This is a genomic window from Novosphingobium sp. B 225 (genome assembly GCF_002198665.1).
Lineage (GTDB): Bacteria > Pseudomonadota > Alphaproteobacteria > Sphingomonadales > Sphingomonadaceae > Novosphingobium.
Window position 1 is genome coordinate 66,515 of record NZ_MWLM01000031.1, and the last position, 15,587, is coordinate 82,101.

At 64.0% G+C, this 15,587-nt stretch carries 15 protein-coding genes; 5 read left to right on the forward strand and 10 right to left on the reverse strand.

Annotated features, from left to right (window positions below; genetic code table 11):
* Nucleotides 1-32: 32 nt before the first annotated feature.
* Complete coding sequence (locus tag MNBBLIKP_RS04535) at nucleotides 33-806, forward strand: SDR family NAD(P)-dependent oxidoreductase (RefSeq protein WP_254912908.1); 774 nt, start codon at nucleotides 33-35, stop codon at nucleotides 804-806.
* Nucleotides 807-945: 139 nt separating this feature from the next.
* Here the strand turns inward: MNBBLIKP_RS04535 and MNBBLIKP_RS04540 are convergent, their stop codons facing one another.
* Complete coding sequence (locus MNBBLIKP_RS04540; RefSeq protein WP_088307912.1) at nucleotides 946-3,495, reverse strand: TonB-dependent receptor; 2,550 nt, start codon at nucleotides 3,493-3,495, stop codon at nucleotides 946-948.
* 205 nt (nucleotides 3,496-3,700) lie between these two features.
* Nucleotides 3,701-4,780: a Rieske 2Fe-2S domain-containing protein gene (locus MNBBLIKP_RS04545; RefSeq protein WP_088307913.1), complete on the reverse strand. Its 1,080-nt coding sequence runs from the start codon at nucleotides 4,778-4,780 to the stop codon at nucleotides 3,701-3,703.
* A gap of 217 nt (nucleotides 4,781-4,997) precedes the next feature.
* On the opposite strand from MNBBLIKP_RS04545, the gene MNBBLIKP_RS04550 reads away from it, so the two are divergent.
* Complete coding sequence (locus MNBBLIKP_RS04550) at nucleotides 4,998-5,333, forward strand: GFA family protein (protein ID WP_088307914.1); 336 nt, start codon at nucleotides 4,998-5,000, stop codon at nucleotides 5,331-5,333.
* A 373-nt stretch (nucleotides 5,334-5,706) separates the two neighbouring features.
* Here the strand turns inward: MNBBLIKP_RS04550 and MNBBLIKP_RS04555 are convergent, their stop codons facing one another.
* From MNBBLIKP_RS04555 to estDL136, 4 genes are all read right to left on the reverse strand, one after another.
* On the reverse strand, nucleotides 5,707-6,198 hold the full coding sequence (locus MNBBLIKP_RS04555; RefSeq protein WP_088307915.1) for an Lrp/AsnC family transcriptional regulator: 492 nt from the start codon (nucleotides 6,196-6,198) through the stop codon (nucleotides 5,707-5,709).
* A 15-nt stretch (nucleotides 6,199-6,213) separates the two neighbouring features.
* Complete coding sequence (locus MNBBLIKP_RS04560) at nucleotides 6,214-6,687, reverse strand: Lrp/AsnC family transcriptional regulator (protein ID WP_088307946.1); 474 nt, start codon at nucleotides 6,685-6,687, stop codon at nucleotides 6,214-6,216.
* A 69-nt stretch (nucleotides 6,688-6,756) separates the two neighbouring features.
* Nucleotides 6,757-7,224 carry a nuclear transport factor 2 family protein gene (locus MNBBLIKP_RS04565; RefSeq protein WP_088307917.1) on the reverse strand — a complete coding sequence of 156 codons (468 nt, stop codon included), beginning with the start codon at nucleotides 7,222-7,224 and terminating at the stop codon, nucleotides 6,757-6,759.
* Nucleotides 7,224-8,150 (reverse strand): chloramphenicol hydrolase, encoded by a 927-nt coding sequence (gene estDL136 / locus MNBBLIKP_RS04570; protein WP_088307919.1) that lies wholly within the window; start codon nucleotides 8,148-8,150, stop codon nucleotides 7,224-7,226. The genes MNBBLIKP_RS04565 and estDL136 overlap by 1 nt, the downstream gene beginning before the upstream one ends.
* Nucleotides 8,151-8,306: 156 nt before the next feature.
* Between estDL136 and MNBBLIKP_RS04575 the strand changes: the two genes are divergently transcribed.
* A complete protein-coding gene (locus MNBBLIKP_RS04575) occupies nucleotides 8,307-9,095 on the forward strand; it encodes a glucose 1-dehydrogenase (protein ID WP_088307921.1) in 789 nt (262 codons plus the stop codon).
* On the opposite strand, the gene MNBBLIKP_RS04580 is transcribed toward MNBBLIKP_RS04575, so the two are convergent.
* From MNBBLIKP_RS04580 to MNBBLIKP_RS04595, 4 genes are all read right to left on the reverse strand, one after another.
* Entirely contained in the window at nucleotides 9,092-10,336 is a 1,245-nt protein-coding gene (locus MNBBLIKP_RS04580; RefSeq protein ID WP_254912909.1) for a spinster family MFS transporter, read from the reverse strand. The two genes, MNBBLIKP_RS04575 and MNBBLIKP_RS04580, sit on opposite strands and share 4 nt — an antisense overlap.
* A gap of 32 nt (nucleotides 10,337-10,368) precedes the next feature.
* Nucleotides 10,369-11,127 carry an SDR family NAD(P)-dependent oxidoreductase gene (locus tag MNBBLIKP_RS04585; RefSeq protein ID WP_088307925.1) on the reverse strand — a complete coding sequence of 253 codons (759 nt, stop codon included), beginning with the start codon at nucleotides 11,125-11,127 and terminating at the stop codon, nucleotides 10,369-10,371.
* 108 nt (nucleotides 11,128-11,235) lie between these two features.
* A complete protein-coding gene (locus tag MNBBLIKP_RS04590; protein ID WP_088307927.1) occupies nucleotides 11,236-12,114 on the reverse strand; it encodes a Coq4 family protein in 879 nt (292 codons plus the stop codon).
* 5 nt (nucleotides 12,115-12,119) lie between these two features.
* Nucleotides 12,120-13,862, reverse strand: coding sequence for an N-acyl-D-amino-acid deacylase family protein (locus tag MNBBLIKP_RS04595; RefSeq protein ID WP_088307928.1), 1,743 nt, complete (start codon nucleotides 13,860-13,862; stop codon nucleotides 12,120-12,122).
* 142 nt (nucleotides 13,863-14,004) lie between these two features.
* Here MNBBLIKP_RS04595 and MNBBLIKP_RS04600 point away from each other — a divergent pair, with 142 nt between their 5' ends.
* Entirely contained in the window at nucleotides 14,005-14,757 is a 753-nt protein-coding gene (locus MNBBLIKP_RS04600) for a helix-turn-helix domain-containing protein (protein ID WP_254912910.1), read from the forward strand.
* Nucleotides 14,754-15,533, forward strand: coding sequence for an SDR family NAD(P)-dependent oxidoreductase (locus tag MNBBLIKP_RS04605; RefSeq protein ID WP_088307930.1), 780 nt, complete (start codon nucleotides 14,754-14,756; stop codon nucleotides 15,531-15,533). Before MNBBLIKP_RS04600 ends, MNBBLIKP_RS04605 begins: the two co-directional genes overlap by 4 nt.
* Nucleotides 15,534-15,587: the final 54 nt, after the last annotated feature.

A 15,587-nucleotide genomic window follows, 5' to 3' on the forward strand; every position in this document is an offset into this window, starting at 1 on the left:
GATGAAGTCTAATCGCTGGGATACGCAAATCAATGGAGAAGGGTGTCTCGATGGTCGATTATGGCATGAACGGCAAGGTCGCGCTGGTGACCGGGGCCAGCGGCGGGATCGGCCGGGCGGCCGCGCTCGCTTTTGCGGCATCAGGCGCGGCGGTCCTGGTCAGTGATGTCAATGCCGAGGGCGGCGCTGAAACCTTGGCTCTGATCGAGGGGCAAGGCGGCAAGGCCCAGTTCTTCAGCTGCAACGTTGGCGATCCGGCGCAGGTCAAGGCGATGGTCGCGGCTGCCGTTTCGGCTTTCGGGCGGCTTGACTATGCGTTCAACAACGCCGGGATCAACAACCTGGGCGCGGACGAATATGACGATGATGTCTGGGCGCGCAGCCTGTCGGTCAATTTGTCGGGCGTGATGTACTGCATGCGTGAAGAGGCGGAGGTGATGCTGGCACAGGGCAGCGGGGCGATCGTCAACACCAGTTCGATCAATGGCCTGACCGGCAACGGCGCGCAGCCGGGCTATGTCGCCACCAAACACGGGGTCGTGGGCCTGACCCGGCACGGCGCACTGCGCTGGGCCAAGGCCGGGATCCGGGTCAACGCGGTCTGCCCCGGCGTGATCGAAACCCCGATGACCGCGCCTCTGGTAGCCAACCCCGAAATGCGCAAGGTGATCGACGGGATGACCCCGATGGGCCGGATGGGCCAGGCCGAGGAAATCGCCGCAGCGGTGGTCTGGCTGTGCAGCGATCAGGCCAGTTTCGTTACCGGCCACCCGCTGGTGATCGACGGGGGATCGACCGCAGTTTAGAGCCTCATAGTCCTCCCTCTTTGGGGGAGGTGGCAGGTGCTGCGCTCGGCACCTCCATCAGAGGGGTGTGGATTTCAAAAAAGAAGGGGCGGTTGCCACACCGGCAACCGCCCCATTCTTTTGGCCGTAACGGCCTGGCTTAGAAAGCCACGTCCAGCGTCGCGCCGAAGGTACGCGGATCGCCATAGATCACGGTGCCCATGCCCAGCTGGCCGAAGTCGACCGAGCGCACGACATAGTGCTTGTCGGTCAGGTTCTTGCCCCAGATGGTCAGCGAAACGCCTTCCATCCCCAGCCCCTGGATCTTGAGCTGCGCATCCAGCAGCCCGCGCGCATCGCCCTTGGTAGCGGTGCTGAACGGGGCCGTCAGGGTGTTGCCGAACATCTGGAAGTCCGAGGTGTAGTTGTAACCCACCCGACCGATGACCTTGGTCATGTCGCTGACCGGAATCGTCAGGTTGGCACCGATGTTGGCCGAATACTTCGGCGCATAGGCACCCGCCCGGACCAGCCCGGCAATGTTGCGGGTGGTGCCGGTGATGTCGGCACCCGGGAAGTCCTTGATATTGATATCGATGTAACCGAAGTTGCCGTCGATCGAGAGCATGTCGTTCAGCTTGAACATGCCTTCCAGTTCGATCCCGTTGTAGATCGTCTTGCCGGCATTGACCGTCTGCGTGCCGAAGCTGCCGCCCCCGGTGATCGGGATCGGGATGGTGGCCAGCTGATCGGTGTAGACGTTGTGGAACAGCGACAGGTTCAGGCGGACGCGGTTCATGAATTCGGTCTTGGCGCCGACTTCATAGGACCACAGCGTTTCATCGTTGAACGGGATCAGGCCGATGTTGTTGGCCACGCTGGTCGCCTGGCGCAGGTTGAACCCGCCCGAACGATAGCCCTTGGCAACGCGGGCATAGAGGTTGACCGAATCGCTGGCGCGATAGTCAACCGTAAGGTGCCCGGTCGGTGCGCTGAAGGTCGCCTTGCGCTTGTTGAGCGCATATTCAGCGGCGCTGAACGGAGCTGCACCGTTCTGGGTGCGGTCCACGCCCTTGCTGTCCCAGGTATAGCGCAGGCCCAGGGTGACTCCCAGCGGGCCATCCTTGCCGCCCGGACGATAAGTGCCCTGGCCATAGAGCGCGAGGCTGTTGCCCCAGGCGGTATAGGCGAGGTCCGACAGCGTCGGCACCACACGGTAGCGTGCCGGGTTGGCGGCCTGGAACAGCGGAGCCAGCGCGCCGAAGCTGCCGGTGGTGAACACCGCCGTATTGGTATCGAGCACAAAGCCGATCTTCTGATGGTTCAGCTCATGCCCGCGTTCGGAGAAGTAGTAGGCACCAAGCACCCACTGGAACGGACCTTCGCTCTGCGACACGAATTCCAGTTCCTGGCTAAACTGGTGCTGGCCGCGGTTGTTGTCGGCCTGGAACAGCGCGGTCGAGGTGCTGGGCACCGGGGTCGCGGCGATGAACGGCGCGAAGGCGGCCTGCGCGGGCGGCAGGACGAAGCCGATCAGCCCGGCCGGCATGCCGTTGAACAACGATGCGGTCGAGAACAGCGGCGCGTTGAGCTGGGCCAGACCATCCAGCGTGTTGCTGGTAATGGTGTTATCCCACTTGCGGTACGAAGTGGAGCTGCGCACCGTGATGGTCGGCAGCGACAGTTCCATCCGCAGCAGGTCGCCCCAGATCTTGTCGGTCGAGGGGCCATAGGATCCCAGGCACAGCGAGGACTGGTAGGCGCGGTTCGCCGCCTTGGGGCAACCGGCCGGCACGGTCACGCTGGGCTGGGCCAGGAACCCGGCGATGTTGGCGGGCTGGACCTGGGCAAAGGTGTTGCCTTCATAGACAACGTTCGGGCGGAACACGCCGTTGCCAATATCAGCCAGCTGCGAGGCGTTGGGCACGCCCTTGATCTTGGTCCAGTCGAACACGTTGTATATGCTGAAGGTGTCGGTCACGTCCCAATTGAGGGCAACGCGGAACGAATCCAGCTTTTGCGCACCCGGATCAAGGTTGTCGCTGGGCTGCAGCAGGTTGTCGACCGTGCCGTGGCGTTCGCGGTGGTTGTAACCCAGCGAGATCTGGACCGGACCGAGATCGCCGGTATTGGCGACCGCGCGCACGTTCCAGGCGTTGTAGTTGCCGATCCCGGCGCGCAGCTTCATGCCGGCATCATGCGACGGCTTCTTGGTGATGAAGTTGATCGCGCCGCCGGTGGTGTTGCGGCCAAACAGGGTGCCCTGCGGCCCGCGCAGCACTTCGACCCGTTCGATATCCGCTACTTCGAACGAAGCGGCCGAAGAGCGGGCGAGGAACACGCCGTCAAGATACATGCCGATCGGGCTGTCATAGCCCTGGGTTTCGTCAGCTGCCGAGGGAATGCCGCGGATCGAGACGACCGCTGCGGTGGCATTGGTGGTGGCGCCGACGACCGACACGTTCGGGGCGATTGCCGAGAGGTCCTTGGCTTCGGCCAGCCCGCGCAGTTCCAGCTGGGCGGCGGGGATCGCCGTGATCGCCAGCGGAGCCTTCTGCAGGTTTTCCTCGCGCTTGTTAGCGGTGACGACGATCTCGTCGAGGTTGGTTTCGCCTTCTGCGGCCGCCTGGGCGAATGCCGGCGTGGCGAATGTGGACAGTGCTGCTGTCGAAAGCAAAACGACGCGCGTACCGAAGCGACGTACCTTCATAGAAAATCCCCTCCAAGGTCAGGATGGTCTTTGGGCCATCCTTGGTGAAACAGGCTCGCAAGTCTCATAGCCGGGGTCAAATCCTTCTATGCAAACGCCGCGGGCTTGGGTTAGTTGTGGCCGAAATTGTTCCTTCTATCGGCTTGGACGAAAGAACCTGCCGACTTTGCGAAGGCAGGGTTCGATCGCCGGGCATTGCCCTGGTTCACGCCGCTGTGTCCCACGGGGCCTGTTGGGTGCCCTTGGTAACATAGTGGCCGTTCACACGGGTCTGGAATTCTCCCGCACGGGCGCGGGGGTTGTAGAATTGCTTGTACCAGATGCGCAGCTTGTCGAACGGCCCGTCGCCGCGCACCATCATCGGATTGATGCAGGGGCGCTTGTTGCCCCAAATCTCGAAGTCCTGGGCAAAGGCCGCGATCCCGCCCTGTTCGTACCCCTGCGCCAGCGCCCGGTCTTCCTCAGTCGGTTCGGCGTTCTTGACCTTCACGAACAGGCCGTACCACACCTTGATCACGCCATCGTCGATCGGGGTGTGGGCGATCAGCATGTGCGAGGGATATTCGCCCACCATGATCGATTGCAGGATGCCGGGCCCGGTATACCACGTATCGTTGAGCATCGGTTCGGCGCCCGATCCGGCCAGGGTCTTGTGCCCGGCCAGCAGGATCTGGCGAACCTTGATCCCGTCAAATTCGTTTTCGAACTGGATCATGTCGATCGACCCGTGAACCGGTTCCAGATGGCCCTTGTCGGTCATGTTATCCAGCACTTCCTGGGGATGACTGGCCAGTTCGCCCAGACATTCGACGTTCCAGTTGACCCAGTTGGGCTGGTCCCACATCTCGAACGCCGGCAGATCATAGTCCGGCTCACCATTTTCGGGGCAGTACCAGGTCCACAGGCAACCGGCCCGTTCGACCAGTTTCCAGGATTTGACACAGGCTGCCTTGGGCGGCGGTGCAGGGCTATAGGGAATCTCGTTGCACTGGCCGTCCGGGCCGAACCGCCAGGCGTGGTAGGGGCAACGGATATTGTCGCCCTCGACATGTTTCTTGTCGACCACGACATAGGAAGTGGTGTTTTTCGCCAGGTGCGTCCCCATGTGCGGGCAATAGGCTGCCAGCAGGTGCGGGCGCCCGGTTTCGCCGCGATAAAGCACCAGATCTTCGCCGAAATAGCGCACGGCGGCAGGGGTGGTGGTGGCATCGGCAGCGGTGCCGATCATGAACCAGCCACGCGGATAGGTGAATTCTCCCAGCCCATAGTCTGCGGTCTTGGCCACGGCTGATTCTCTCCCTTCCCCCAATGGGGCGTTCTTTTCGTAACGATTCTCCCTTAGCGCAGCGGAGAATGAAGGGCAACACGCAATCTGGATGGTGTTTGCGTATCAGATGTCAGGATCAGTTACGCAGATTTGGGGGTTGAGAGGGGCCTGGCATCGCCGTCGGGTTCGGACGGGCGTGTTTGCTCATGTTGTCCTATCCCGATATGCCATCGCCATGACCATTCACGGAAGTTGCCACTGCGGCCAGGTACGGATCGAATTGCCCAGCGCGCCGGAATGGGTGGCGGACTGCAATTGCTCGCTATGCCGCCGCCTTGCCTGGCGGGTCGCCTATTTCCCGCCGGAACAGGTGCGCGTCACGGGTGAGACGACTGCCTATGTCTGGGGTGACCGCCTGATCGGGATCCACCACTGCCCCACCTGCGGCTGCGGCACCCATTGGCAAACGCTGGAGCAGGACTTCGGCAAGGCAGGCATCAACGCGCGGTTGCTCGACGGGTTTGATGAAAGTGCGATTGAGGTGAGAAAGTTCGACAACGCGGGGGATTGAACCGGGTTGCACAAACAACTTTCCTACATCGCGCGAATCTGGCTTAGCCTTGGCGATGAAGCTTCTTTCGCATTTTGCATCCAGACCCGCACCGGATCGTAGCGTTGCGTCGCTGCCTGACGGCGATGTTTCGGTAAAAGCCAAGTTCACAGATTGGCGCGGCTGTACCAGCGTTTCCTGGCGCACTGTCCAAGCCGGTCAAGTGGCTGCGGTGATGGCCAAAGTGACCGGAATTCCGCCACTTCTTGAGTTGTCCGCCGCCAGCCGGGATGCCTTGCGAGCCCCGGCTAAAGTCACACGAATTCGCCCCCCTTTGGGTGTCTACCAGACGGTGAAAAAATGGAGGCAGACGGTGAAAAACGGGGGCTGGTGCCTAGTCCCCGTCGCTGTCCAGCGGCGAGCTTTCGGTGATCTTGGCCACGCGGGCGTTGTACTTCACCGTCTTCACCGCGATCGAAGTTTCGACGTGGTGGACGCCCGGTACCGCAAGGATGCGGTCCGAGGCGACTTCGACCAGATCATCCAGTTCGTCGAACAGGCACATCGCCATGATGTTGAACGAACCCATGGTGATCATCACCGCGTTGACCGGGTCCATATCGGCGATCAGCCGCGCAACCTCGCGGGTGCGTTCGACATCGGCCTGAACCCAGATGAAAGCGAGCCGCGACTTGCTGGCCATCTGCAGCCCGGTGATCGCGGTGAAAGTGATCAGCTTGTCCTGCTGCAGCCGCTTGATCCGGCCGCGCACGGTGCCTTCGGTGACGCCCAGTTCGGTCGCGATCTTGCGGTTGGAGACGCGCGCGTCGCGGGCGAGCAGGTCGATCAGCTGGCGGTCGAGATCGTCGAGTTGGATGTTCGCCATGGCTCAGGCCCCCCTTTATGCGCGCGCTTCGATCGGGGCGACGTCGAACTGGTAGCGCATAATGTCGACCGCGATCGACGGGGCGATCTTGCGGATGCCGCGGATCGAACCGAGCCGGTCGAGCATGAAATGCGACAGGTCCTCAAAATCGTGGAGCACCACCAGCGCATCAATATCGTAGCGCCCGGTGACGATGTGGACCGCGAACACTTCGGGGAACTGGGCAAGTTCGTGCGCGACTTCGCTGGCCGGGCGGCTATCGACCTCGATCGCCAGCTGCATCAGCACGTCATAGCCGTGCGCGGCAAAATCGGACACAGCGACCACGCGCAACTGGTTGGCGTCCTCCATCCGGCGGATCCGGCTCGACACGGTGGTGGCGGTCAGCCCCAGCCGCTCAGCGATCTGCTGGTTGGTTGCGCGTCCGTTCTTGCGCAGTTCGGCCACGATCAGCCGGTCGGTCTCGTCAAAGGTAAAATCGGTCTTCATCGGCCCCATCCGGTTCGCGTTTCACCTGCGGGGCCAAGCGGTCCTCGTCAAGGTGCGTGCACTGCCTGTTCACTGCAAATCCTTCGCTGCCCCGCTCATCATCGCCGGATCGAACCGGCGCACGGGGCGGTTTTCGATCCACAGCATCTCCAGCCGGCGCTCGGCAAACTTCCATTGCGTGCCGTCCAGCGCGTAGCGATCATGATACCAGATTGCCATGTCGACGCAGACCGGATCGGCGCCGGGCAGGATATGGCTGGCGATGCAATAGGTCATGCCGGTAACCGCGCCGTCATCGGTCCGGTCGAACACCTGGTTGAACACATTGTGCATGGTGCGTTCGAACATGCCGAGATCGCCCATCATCTCGGCCAGCCGGGCAGGGCCGGTATAGTCGATCGGGTTCTCACCCCACCCACGTATCGCCCCGTCCGGCGTGAACAGGTCCGCCAGCTCCGCGCCCTGTCGCCGGTCGACAGCCCAGGCATAGCGGTGCGCAAGGTCGCGCAGCTGTGACGGGGCGTCGAACTGCGCCATCAGGCCAGATCGCGCCGCAGGTTTGCGCCGGCGCGCTCGATCCACGGCAGGGCATCGGGCACGAAATCCAGCATCGAGAAGAACCCGTGGATCATCCCCGGCGCCACCGCCGCGTCCACGCTGTTTCCAGCCGCTTCCAGCCGCTTGGCATAGGCCATGCCTTCGTCCCGCAACGGATCGAATTCGGCGGTGTAGACGCTCGCCGGAGGCAGACCGGCCAGGTTGGCGGTGGAGCCGACGCGGGCGAGCGGGGCGCTGCGGACATCGCCCAGGTACTGTTCCCAGAACCAGCGCATCATTGCTTCACCCAGGAAATATTCCCCGCCGCCATTCTCGGCATAGGAAGCCAGCGAATAGTCATCGTCAGTGACCGGATAGATCAACAACTGGTGGCGCAGCGCCGGACCGGCCCGGTCGCGAGCCATGATCGCCACCGCGGCGGAGAGGTTGCCGCCCGCGCTGTCACCCGCCACCGCCAGCCGGGCTGGATCGCAGCCCAGGTCTGCCGCGTGGCGGCTGGCCCAGACCAGCGCGTCATAGCAATCCTCAACCGGTTCGGGATAGGGATGTTCGGGAGCAAGGCGGTAGCCGACCGACAACACCGCCGCACCGCTGGCCCGTGCCAGCGCACGGCAGGTGCCGTCGTGGGTTTCGATCGTTCCGATCACCCAGCCGCCGCCGTGATAATAGATCACCAGCGGCAGCGTGCCTTCTGCTCCTTCGGGCACATAGAGCCGCGCGGGGAGGTTGCGCAGCGGCAGCACCAGTTCAAGGTCATCGACCCGGGCCATGGCAATCGGATCACCAAAGCCCATCGGGCGGTCATTCACCTCACGCAGGGTGGCGGCAGTGATCGTCGCATAATCGACCGGTGGGGCCTGAGCGAACAGGTCAAGCACGGCCTGGATCTGCGGATTGACCGGCATCGGTATTCTCTCCCCTTCGTTTGCGCAATTGCGTTGACAGACGCCCCGTGTGATTCGCGTTTAGGGTCCGAATGTGAACCCGATGGCCATGATTGCGTATTGCGGGGGGCTTGGCCAGCCCCTATCGCATCGGTCAAGGCAAGGGAGAGAACGGCCATGAATCGACTTGAAGGCAGCGTTGCAATCGTCACCGGCGGGGCACGCGGGATCGGCGAAGGGATCGTCCGCCGCTTCGTGGCCGAAGGCGCGCAAGTGATGATCACCGATGTGCTGGCCGAACAGGGTCAGGCACTGGCGGATGAACTGGGGGCTGCCGCCGCGTTCCATCACCATGACGTTACCGACCGGGCCCAGTGGAGCGCGGTGGTTGCCGCGACCGAGGCGAAGTTCGGCAAGCTCACCACGCTCGTCAACAACGCCGGGATCATTGTGTTCAAGCGGGTCGAGGACCTCAGCGACGCGGAGATCGACCGCCTGCTCGACATCAACCTGAAGGGCGTGATCATCGGCACCCAGTCCGTGATCCCAGCGATCGAGCGCGCCGGGGGCGGGGCAATCGTCAACATGAGCAGCGCTGACGGGATCGCCGGGGCCAACTCGCTGTCGGTCTATTGCGCGTCCAAGTTCGCGGTGCGCGGCTTTACCAAGGCCTGCGCGCTGGAACTGGGGCCGCGCAAGATTCGCGTCAACTCGATCCATCCGGGTGGGATCTACACCCCGCTCGCCAACCCGATGAACGTGCCCAAGGAGCTCTATGACAAGGGCTACTGGATTTATCCTGCGCAGTACGCGGGCGAACCGCAGGATATCGGCGCGGCGGCGGCCTACCTCGCGTCGGACGATGCGCGCTATTGCATGGGCACTGAACTGTCGGTCGATGGCGGATTGAACGCTGGGCACTACTACATGGCCATGCCGGGCGCGCCCAAGCAGCCGGGGGGTTAGGCTTCCCCGGCCAGCGCCCGCCGGTCGGCATCGAGCAGACTGCTCGCCCGCCACATCGCCCAGGCGCCGATCAGCCCGGCCGGGATCACCAGGCTGAGTGACAGGCGCAGGCCGTTCAGTCCGCCGCCGAACAAGTCGCTCAGCATGCCCGCCACCCACGGCCCGGCAAGGTTGCCGATCAGCCCGATCGCCAGCAGCGCAATCGCCGTGCCCGCCGCGCGGTGGCGTTCGGGCAGGATGTACTGGAAGCCCACGAAGATCCCTACCGACCAGCCGCCGCCCAGCAGTCCGGAAGGAATCGCCAGCAACTGCGCATAGCCCAGGCTGGGCACCCAGGTGATCGCCAGGATGCAGCAGGTTGCCACGCCCAGCGCCGCCGCGGCAAGCTGCAAGGGCCGCGCCGATCCGCCGCGCCCCAGCCGGTCTGAGACAAATCCGTAGCACAGCGTCCCGGTCAGTCCGGCCAGGCCAAACGGCACCCCGAACGCGGCCCCGGCGGCCTGCGTGGTCAGGCCATAGGCACGCTCGAACAGGGTCGGGCCCCACAGCCCGAATGATACGCCCGAAAAGGAACCGAGCCCCATCCCGGCCGTCAGCAGCAGCCAGCTGCGCGCCCGCACCAGCCGCCGGGCCAGTGCGATCAGGCTTTCATTCTGCACCTGCCCCGCAGGCAGGGCATCGCGCGGCGGCTCACGGATCAGCAGCCACGCCGCCAGCCCCACCGCCAGCCCGACACAGCCCAGCACGGCAAAGGGTGTGCGCCAGCCATGCGCAGCGGCAATCGCCGGGCCGCCAGCCATGCCGCTCATCTGTCCGATGTAGATCGCGCAGGCCATTAGCGACAGCGCGCGGCCGCGCTGGTGCGGCGGGAAATAGGCGGCAATCAGCGCCATCACTGGCGCCTGATAAGCCGCTTCGCCAATCCCGACACCGACTCGCGCTATCCCGAGCACCAGCGGATCGTGCGCCAGCGCGGTCAGCGCGGTGAACACCGACCACAGCATGCAGCCGCCAGCGGCCACTGCCACCCGCGAGGTGCGGTCCGCCAGGCGCGCGGCGGGCACTCCCAGAATGGTGTAAAGCAAGGCAAAGGCCGGGCCGAGCAGCACCCCCAGCACCGAATCCGACAGGCCAAACTCGCGCTTGATCGGCTGGGCCAGCCCGGCCAGCAGATAGCGATCCGCATAGCACAGCACCGCCACGCCCAGCAGCAGTGCCAGGACCAGCGGGCGCGGGCTCAATCGGGTGGGGGAGGAGGTGTGCAAGGCCTGCGTCAATCGCGCATCTGCGCGCCGCCGTTGACGTGCCAGACCTGCCCGTTGACCCAGGCCCCGTCATCGCTGGCGAGGAAGGTCAGCGCGGCGGCCAGATCCTCCGGCTGGCCAAGGCGGGTGTGGGGAATGCCTTTTTGTGCCTTTTCAACGTACTCGTCAGTCAGGTGGATCTTGACCGCCTCGGTCAGCACCAGGCCCGGGCAGACCGCGTTGGCGCGGATGCCCTGTTTGCCCCAGCGGCTGGCGACATGGCGGGCTAGGGCATGGATCGCGTTCTTGGTCATCGGATAGGCCACCTGCCACGGCGCGCCGCCAGTGGCCGCGCCGCTTGAGGTATAGAGCATCGCCCCGCCGCCGCGCTCCAGCATCGCAGGCAAAGCGGCTTGCGTTGCCAGGAAGTGGCTCTTGGTGTTGATCGCAAAGCTCTTGTCCAGCACTTCGACCGGGCAGTTGAGCGCATCGATATCGCCGTCGGTCCCGCCGGCCAGATTCGAGATATAGATGTCAAGCCCGCCAAACGCGTCCCGCGCCGCTTTGACGATCGCTGCCTGCGATTCCGCATTGGTCCCGTCGAGCGCCACGGCAATCGCCTGGCCCCCGTCTGCCATGATCGCCGCGGCGGTTTCCTGCGCCTGATCGACCAGCAGATCGCCAATCACCACGCTCGCGCCCTCTTCGGCCAGACGCCGCGCCGTCGCTGCGCCAATCCCGCGCGCGCCGCCCGCCACGATCGCCACTTTGCCTGCCAGTCCGCGCATGTCAGTCCCTCACCAATACCTTGGCGACATGCTTCCCAGACGCGAAACGGCGCGTCAATCGGAGGGAGTGATTGACGCGCCGCTATTTGGCACAGGATGTTCCCTTGCCTACTCCGCCGCTTCCATCAGCGGTTCGCCATAGGCCGGGTCGCTTTCATCGCAGAGGCGGTTGGTGTCAGACCACAGGTCTTCTGCCGGGACCGGGGTGATGCCCAGTTCCTTACGGATATCAGCCATCTGCCAGTCGATCATCGAACGCCAGTCAGCCAGCATGATCGGGTAGGTCCAGTTGTGCGCCTGACTTGCGCCGACGAATTCTGCTTCGATGTTAAGCGCGAAAGCCTCGGGATAGTGCAGCGCATCCTTCATCACCGTCTTGGCTTTCAGATAGGCCTGGATGCGGTTGAAGAAGGCAGCCAGTTCGGGGCGGAAATAGCGCACCCGGCTGTACATGTTGGCGTTGAGCAGCGCCACTTCGCCGCCGTGGTTGGGGCCAAAGCCAGTTACCAGGTGTTCGATATCGTGGTTCAGCGCGGCCTGCCGCAGATAGAATGTCAGGTCGTTGACCACCACCAGTTCGCGGTAGAATACGTCAAGTTCATAGCCGCTGGTTTCCATCCAGTTGAACAGCGCCGCCCCCAGCGTGCCGGGCTTGCAGTGGCGGACATCGTCCTTTTTGAAGTCCGACAGACTGCGATTGTCACACCATGCCTTGAACTGTGGCAGGCGGGCCTTTTCTTCCTCGAACAGTTCCATCAGCCGGGGGAAATCCTCCAGCATCATCATGATCTGCGCGACTTCGGGAATGAAGGCGGTGGTCGGCAGGTCCGGGCCGTTGCGGCGCAGCATTTCCTGCGCGATCAGGTGTCGCAGCTCTTGGTGGTTGAGGTATTTGGACGAGCTGACCAGCACCGAACTGTCAGTGCCGACATTCTGCATCCCGCCGTTGAAATAGGCGCGCTCGCCTTCGCCAACCTTGACTTCCATGGGGATTACTCCGCTGCAACGGCCATGTGGCCGTCATCGTTGCTGGGGGACAGGAACTGTCCGGGCTTGGCCCCGGTATAGGCCCCGTTTTCAAAGGTCGGCTCGCCATTGACCATGGTCAGGCGGGTCGGCATCGCCTTGCGGGTAAAGCGCCAGGTGGTGCCGCCTTTGCCATCGGGCATGTCCCAGGCCTTTTCCATCTGCTGGCGCTGGACCTCGTTCAGGTTGAACACCACCACATCGGCGCGCTTGCCCGGTGCGATCACGCCGCGATCGGACAGGAAGAAGTGTTCGGCCAGCTTGCCGGTCATTACGTGGATCGCCTCTTCCAGCGTCATGGTCTTTTCATCGCGGACATACTGGGTCAGCAGCAGCGCGTTTTCGCCGCCGCCGCACAGCATCTGCAAATGCGCGCCCGCGTCCGAGATGTTGCCGACGGTTTTGGGATCGCGCATCAGCTCGATCGTCAGCGCCTCGTCCTTGGGGAAGGGGGCCATGTGGACGGTGGAAAGCGTGCCGTTGGCCAGGATCCATTCGGCCATGGCATCGCTGCGGTGCAGCCCCTTGTCATCGGCGTACTGTTTCAGCGTGATGTTGATCGGGCCTGCGCCGTTTTCGCTATCCAGCAGGTACAGGTCTTGCGGGTTTTTCAGCGGGCTGTGATCCCAGGCCTGAGTATCCCAGCTTTCGCGCGCCCGTGCCCGCCAGTCCGGATCGGCCAGCAGACGGCGCTTTTCGGCGTGATCTTCGGCCAGCACCACTTCGTGCCAGATATAGTCGTTCGACTGGGCGAAGATCAGCGACTTGACCAGGCTGAGCGTGGAAGTGGGCGAAACGTGCGCTACCCCCGGCCAGATATCGACCCCGGCGGCGCGCATCGCCGCCAGGCTGGCCTGCATTGCGGGCAGGATCGGCTTCTGGAAATCGAGCGTCGGCACCGCCCCTGCAACCTGCACCCGGATCTTGCGGCCCGAGAGCAGGCGGGAAAGCCGCTCCATATTGGCCGGGCCGGTCATCCGCATGAAGGTATCGACGATCACCTGATAACAAGTCGCCGGATAGCGCTCCATAACGTCGAACAGCGCAGTGAATTCGGCATCGTCAGCCAGCAGCGTGGGGACGGGCCGGTTCGATCCGTCATGGTCGTGCATGTTGTCCGACAGGCCAAGCGCCCCGGCGCTGAGCGCATCGTCAAGCAGATCAGCCATCACCGCGACTTCTTCCGGCGTCGCCGCGCGGTCCCAGGCCTCGACCCCCATTGCCGCGATCCGCAGCGGGATATGGCCGACGAAGCTGGCATAGTTGAGCGGCACTTTGACCCGGCTTTCGAACGAGGTGCGGTATTCGGACCATTTGTGCCAATCCCACGGCACGAACTGCTTGAAGGGTTCCAGCGGGATATCCTCAAAGAACGAGAAGATCCCCATGACCTCTTCCTTGGCCGCCTGGCTGGGGTGGAGCGGGGCCATCGAAAATCCGCAGTTACCCATGATCATCGTCGTTGCGCCATAGCCGGGCAGCGGATCGAGATCGGGCTGCCACCACATGCTGGCATCGTAATGGGTGTGGCTTTCGATAAAGCCGGGAGTGACATGGCAGCCGGCCGCATCGAACACGCGCTCGCCATTGGCGGTCAGGTTTTGCCCGACTTCGGTGATCGTGCCATCGGCAATGCGCACGTCGGCGGCAAAGGCGGGGGCACCGGTGCCGTCCACCACGGTGCCGTTCTTGATCAGCATGCCAGTCATCTCGTGTTCTCCCAGTCAGGTCATGGCGGCGGGCCGGATCGTGCCGACTCTCATCCGCTGCGCCGCGCAGGTTACTCCCCTGTGGGGGCTGACGCGAAATCGCGGCTGGCCAATCGGATCGAATTATGATGAGTTACGGATCATGAAACGATCCCAATCTACAACCGACAGCTTGCTGGCCGCGTTGCGGCTGCACTTGCGGCAAGCCGGGTGGACGGCGAAACGGCTCGCCACGCACTTTTCGATCGGTGAGGCGACCGCCAAGCGCTGGCTGAGCGGCAAGGGCCTGACTCTGGACCGACTGGCGACGCTGGCCGAGCTCTGCGGCCTCTCGCTCGCCGACCTGACTCGCGAGGCAGAGCATCCCGCCACCGGGCTGGCGCAGGAACTGACCCTGGCACAGGAACGTGCGCTTTCCAGCGACATCTTCCTTTCGTTCCTGTTCATGACCGTGCTGGGCGGCAACAGCCCGGCAGAGATCGCGGCAGACTTTGCCGTGCCCGCGCCGGTGCTGGAACTGTCGCTCGCGCGGCTGGAGCGGCTGGCCCTGATTGACCGGCTGCCCGGCGGGCGGGTGCGGCCCCGGATCGACCGCACGATCGTCTGGCGCAAGTCACCGATGCGGGCCTTGTTCAACGAACGGATGAAGCGCCAGTTCCTGACCATGGACTTCGCGGCGGAGGATGCGGTGTTTGTGTCCGAAGTTGTGAAGCTTTCCCCGCGCGGCGCGGCAGAACTCGCGGAAATGCTTGAACAGCTGCGCCGCGATTGTCAGGCTCTGGCCGAACGTGACCGCGATCACAGCCTGCTACCCCGCAAATGGTACGGCATGCTGGGTGCGCTGCGCGAACTCGACACCAATGAGCTGCAAGGCGCGGCGCGGGAGGGAACATGAGCGGCAGACTGGCGGGACGGCGGGCACTGATAACGGGTGCGGCGGACGGGATCGGGCTGGGCATCGCGCGGCTCTTTGCCCGCGAAGGGGCCGAAGTGGTGATGGCCGACTGGAACCTCGATCAGGCCGAGGCCGAAGCGGCGCGGATCCGGGGCGAGGGCGGCGCGGCGCGGGCCTTGCATGTCGATGTGTCGGACCATGCGGCGGTCACCGCGATGATGGCGGCGGCCGGTCCGGTCGATATTCTGGTCAACAACGCCTATACCGGCGACGGCCCGCGGCGGCTGGAGCAGAAGGGTGACGACGTGTTCCAGCGCGCCTTGCTGATGACTTTCTGGGCGCCCAAATGGACCATGGAAGCCGCCTTGCCGCATATGAAGGCGCAAGGCTGGGGGCGGGTGATCAACATGGGCTCGCTCAACGGCGTCAACGCCCACATGGGCAGTGCCGATTACAACAGCGCCAAGGAAGCCCTGCGCGCCCTGACCCGCACCGCCGCGCGCGAATGGGCGCGCTGGGGGATCTGCTGCAACGTGATCTGCCCCGCCGCAAAAAGCGCGGCCAGCCGCCGAGTCGAAGCGGTCGCGCCGGAAATGATGGCACAGATCGAGGCGGCGAACCCGATGGGCCGGATGGGCGATCCCGAGGCGGATATCGCCCCGGTCGCACTGTTCCTCGCCAGCGAGGATTGTCGCTATGTCACCGGCAACACGCTGTTCGTGGACGGTGGCGGACATATCAACGGGGTGGCCTGGGCACCGGAGCTGGGGGACTGATGATTGAAAATCCTCCCCCATTGGGGGAGGTGGCCCGCCGCGGGCGGGGCGGAG

What these genes read in the sequence shown, in the direction of transcription:
- estDL136 (WP_088307919.1), bottom strand. Translation starts at nt 8,150, where the DNA reads ATGCCGGTCAATCCGCAGATCCAGGCCGTGCTTGACCTGTTCGCTCAG.
- MNBBLIKP_RS04540 (WP_088307912.1), bottom strand. Translation starts at nt 3,495, where the DNA reads ATGAAGGTACGTCGCTTCGGTACGCGCGTCGTTTTGCTTTCGACAGCA.
- MNBBLIKP_RS04560 (WP_088307946.1), bottom strand. Translation starts at nt 6,687, where the DNA reads ATGAAGACCGATTTTACCTTTGACGAGACCGACCGGCTGATCGTGGCC.
- MNBBLIKP_RS04600 (WP_254912910.1), top strand. Translation starts at nt 14,005, where the DNA reads ATGAAACGATCCCAATCTACAACCGACAGCTTGCTGGCCGCGTTGCGG.
- MNBBLIKP_RS04605 (WP_088307930.1), top strand. Translation starts at nt 14,754, where the DNA reads ATGAGCGGCAGACTGGCGGGACGGCGGGCACTGATAACGGGTGCGGCG.
- MNBBLIKP_RS04585 (WP_088307925.1), bottom strand. Translation starts at nt 11,127, where the DNA reads ATGCGCGGACTGGCAGGCAAAGTGGCGATCGTGGCGGGCGGCGCGCGC.
- MNBBLIKP_RS04575 (WP_088307921.1), top strand. Translation starts at nt 8,307, where the DNA reads ATGAATCGACTTGAAGGCAGCGTTGCAATCGTCACCGGCGGGGCACGC.
- MNBBLIKP_RS04565 (WP_088307917.1), bottom strand. Translation starts at nt 7,224, where the DNA reads ATGGCGCAGTTCGACGCCCCGTCACAGCTGCGCGACCTTGCGCACCGC.
- MNBBLIKP_RS04535 (WP_254912908.1), top strand. Translation starts at nt 33, where the DNA reads ATGGAGAAGGGTGTCTCGATGGTCGATTATGGCATGAACGGCAAGGTC.
- MNBBLIKP_RS04555 (WP_088307915.1), bottom strand. Translation starts at nt 6,198, where the DNA reads ATGGCGAACATCCAACTCGACGATCTCGACCGCCAGCTGATCGACCTG.
- MNBBLIKP_RS04595 (WP_088307928.1), bottom strand. Translation starts at nt 13,862, where the DNA reads ATGACTGGCATGCTGATCAAGAACGGCACCGTGGTGGACGGCACCGGT.
- MNBBLIKP_RS04590 (WP_088307927.1), bottom strand. Translation starts at nt 12,114, where the DNA reads ATGGAAGTCAAGGTTGGCGAAGGCGAGCGCGCCTATTTCAACGGCGGG.
- MNBBLIKP_RS04550 (WP_088307914.1), top strand. Translation starts at nt 4,998, where the DNA reads ATGACCATTCACGGAAGTTGCCACTGCGGCCAGGTACGGATCGAATTG.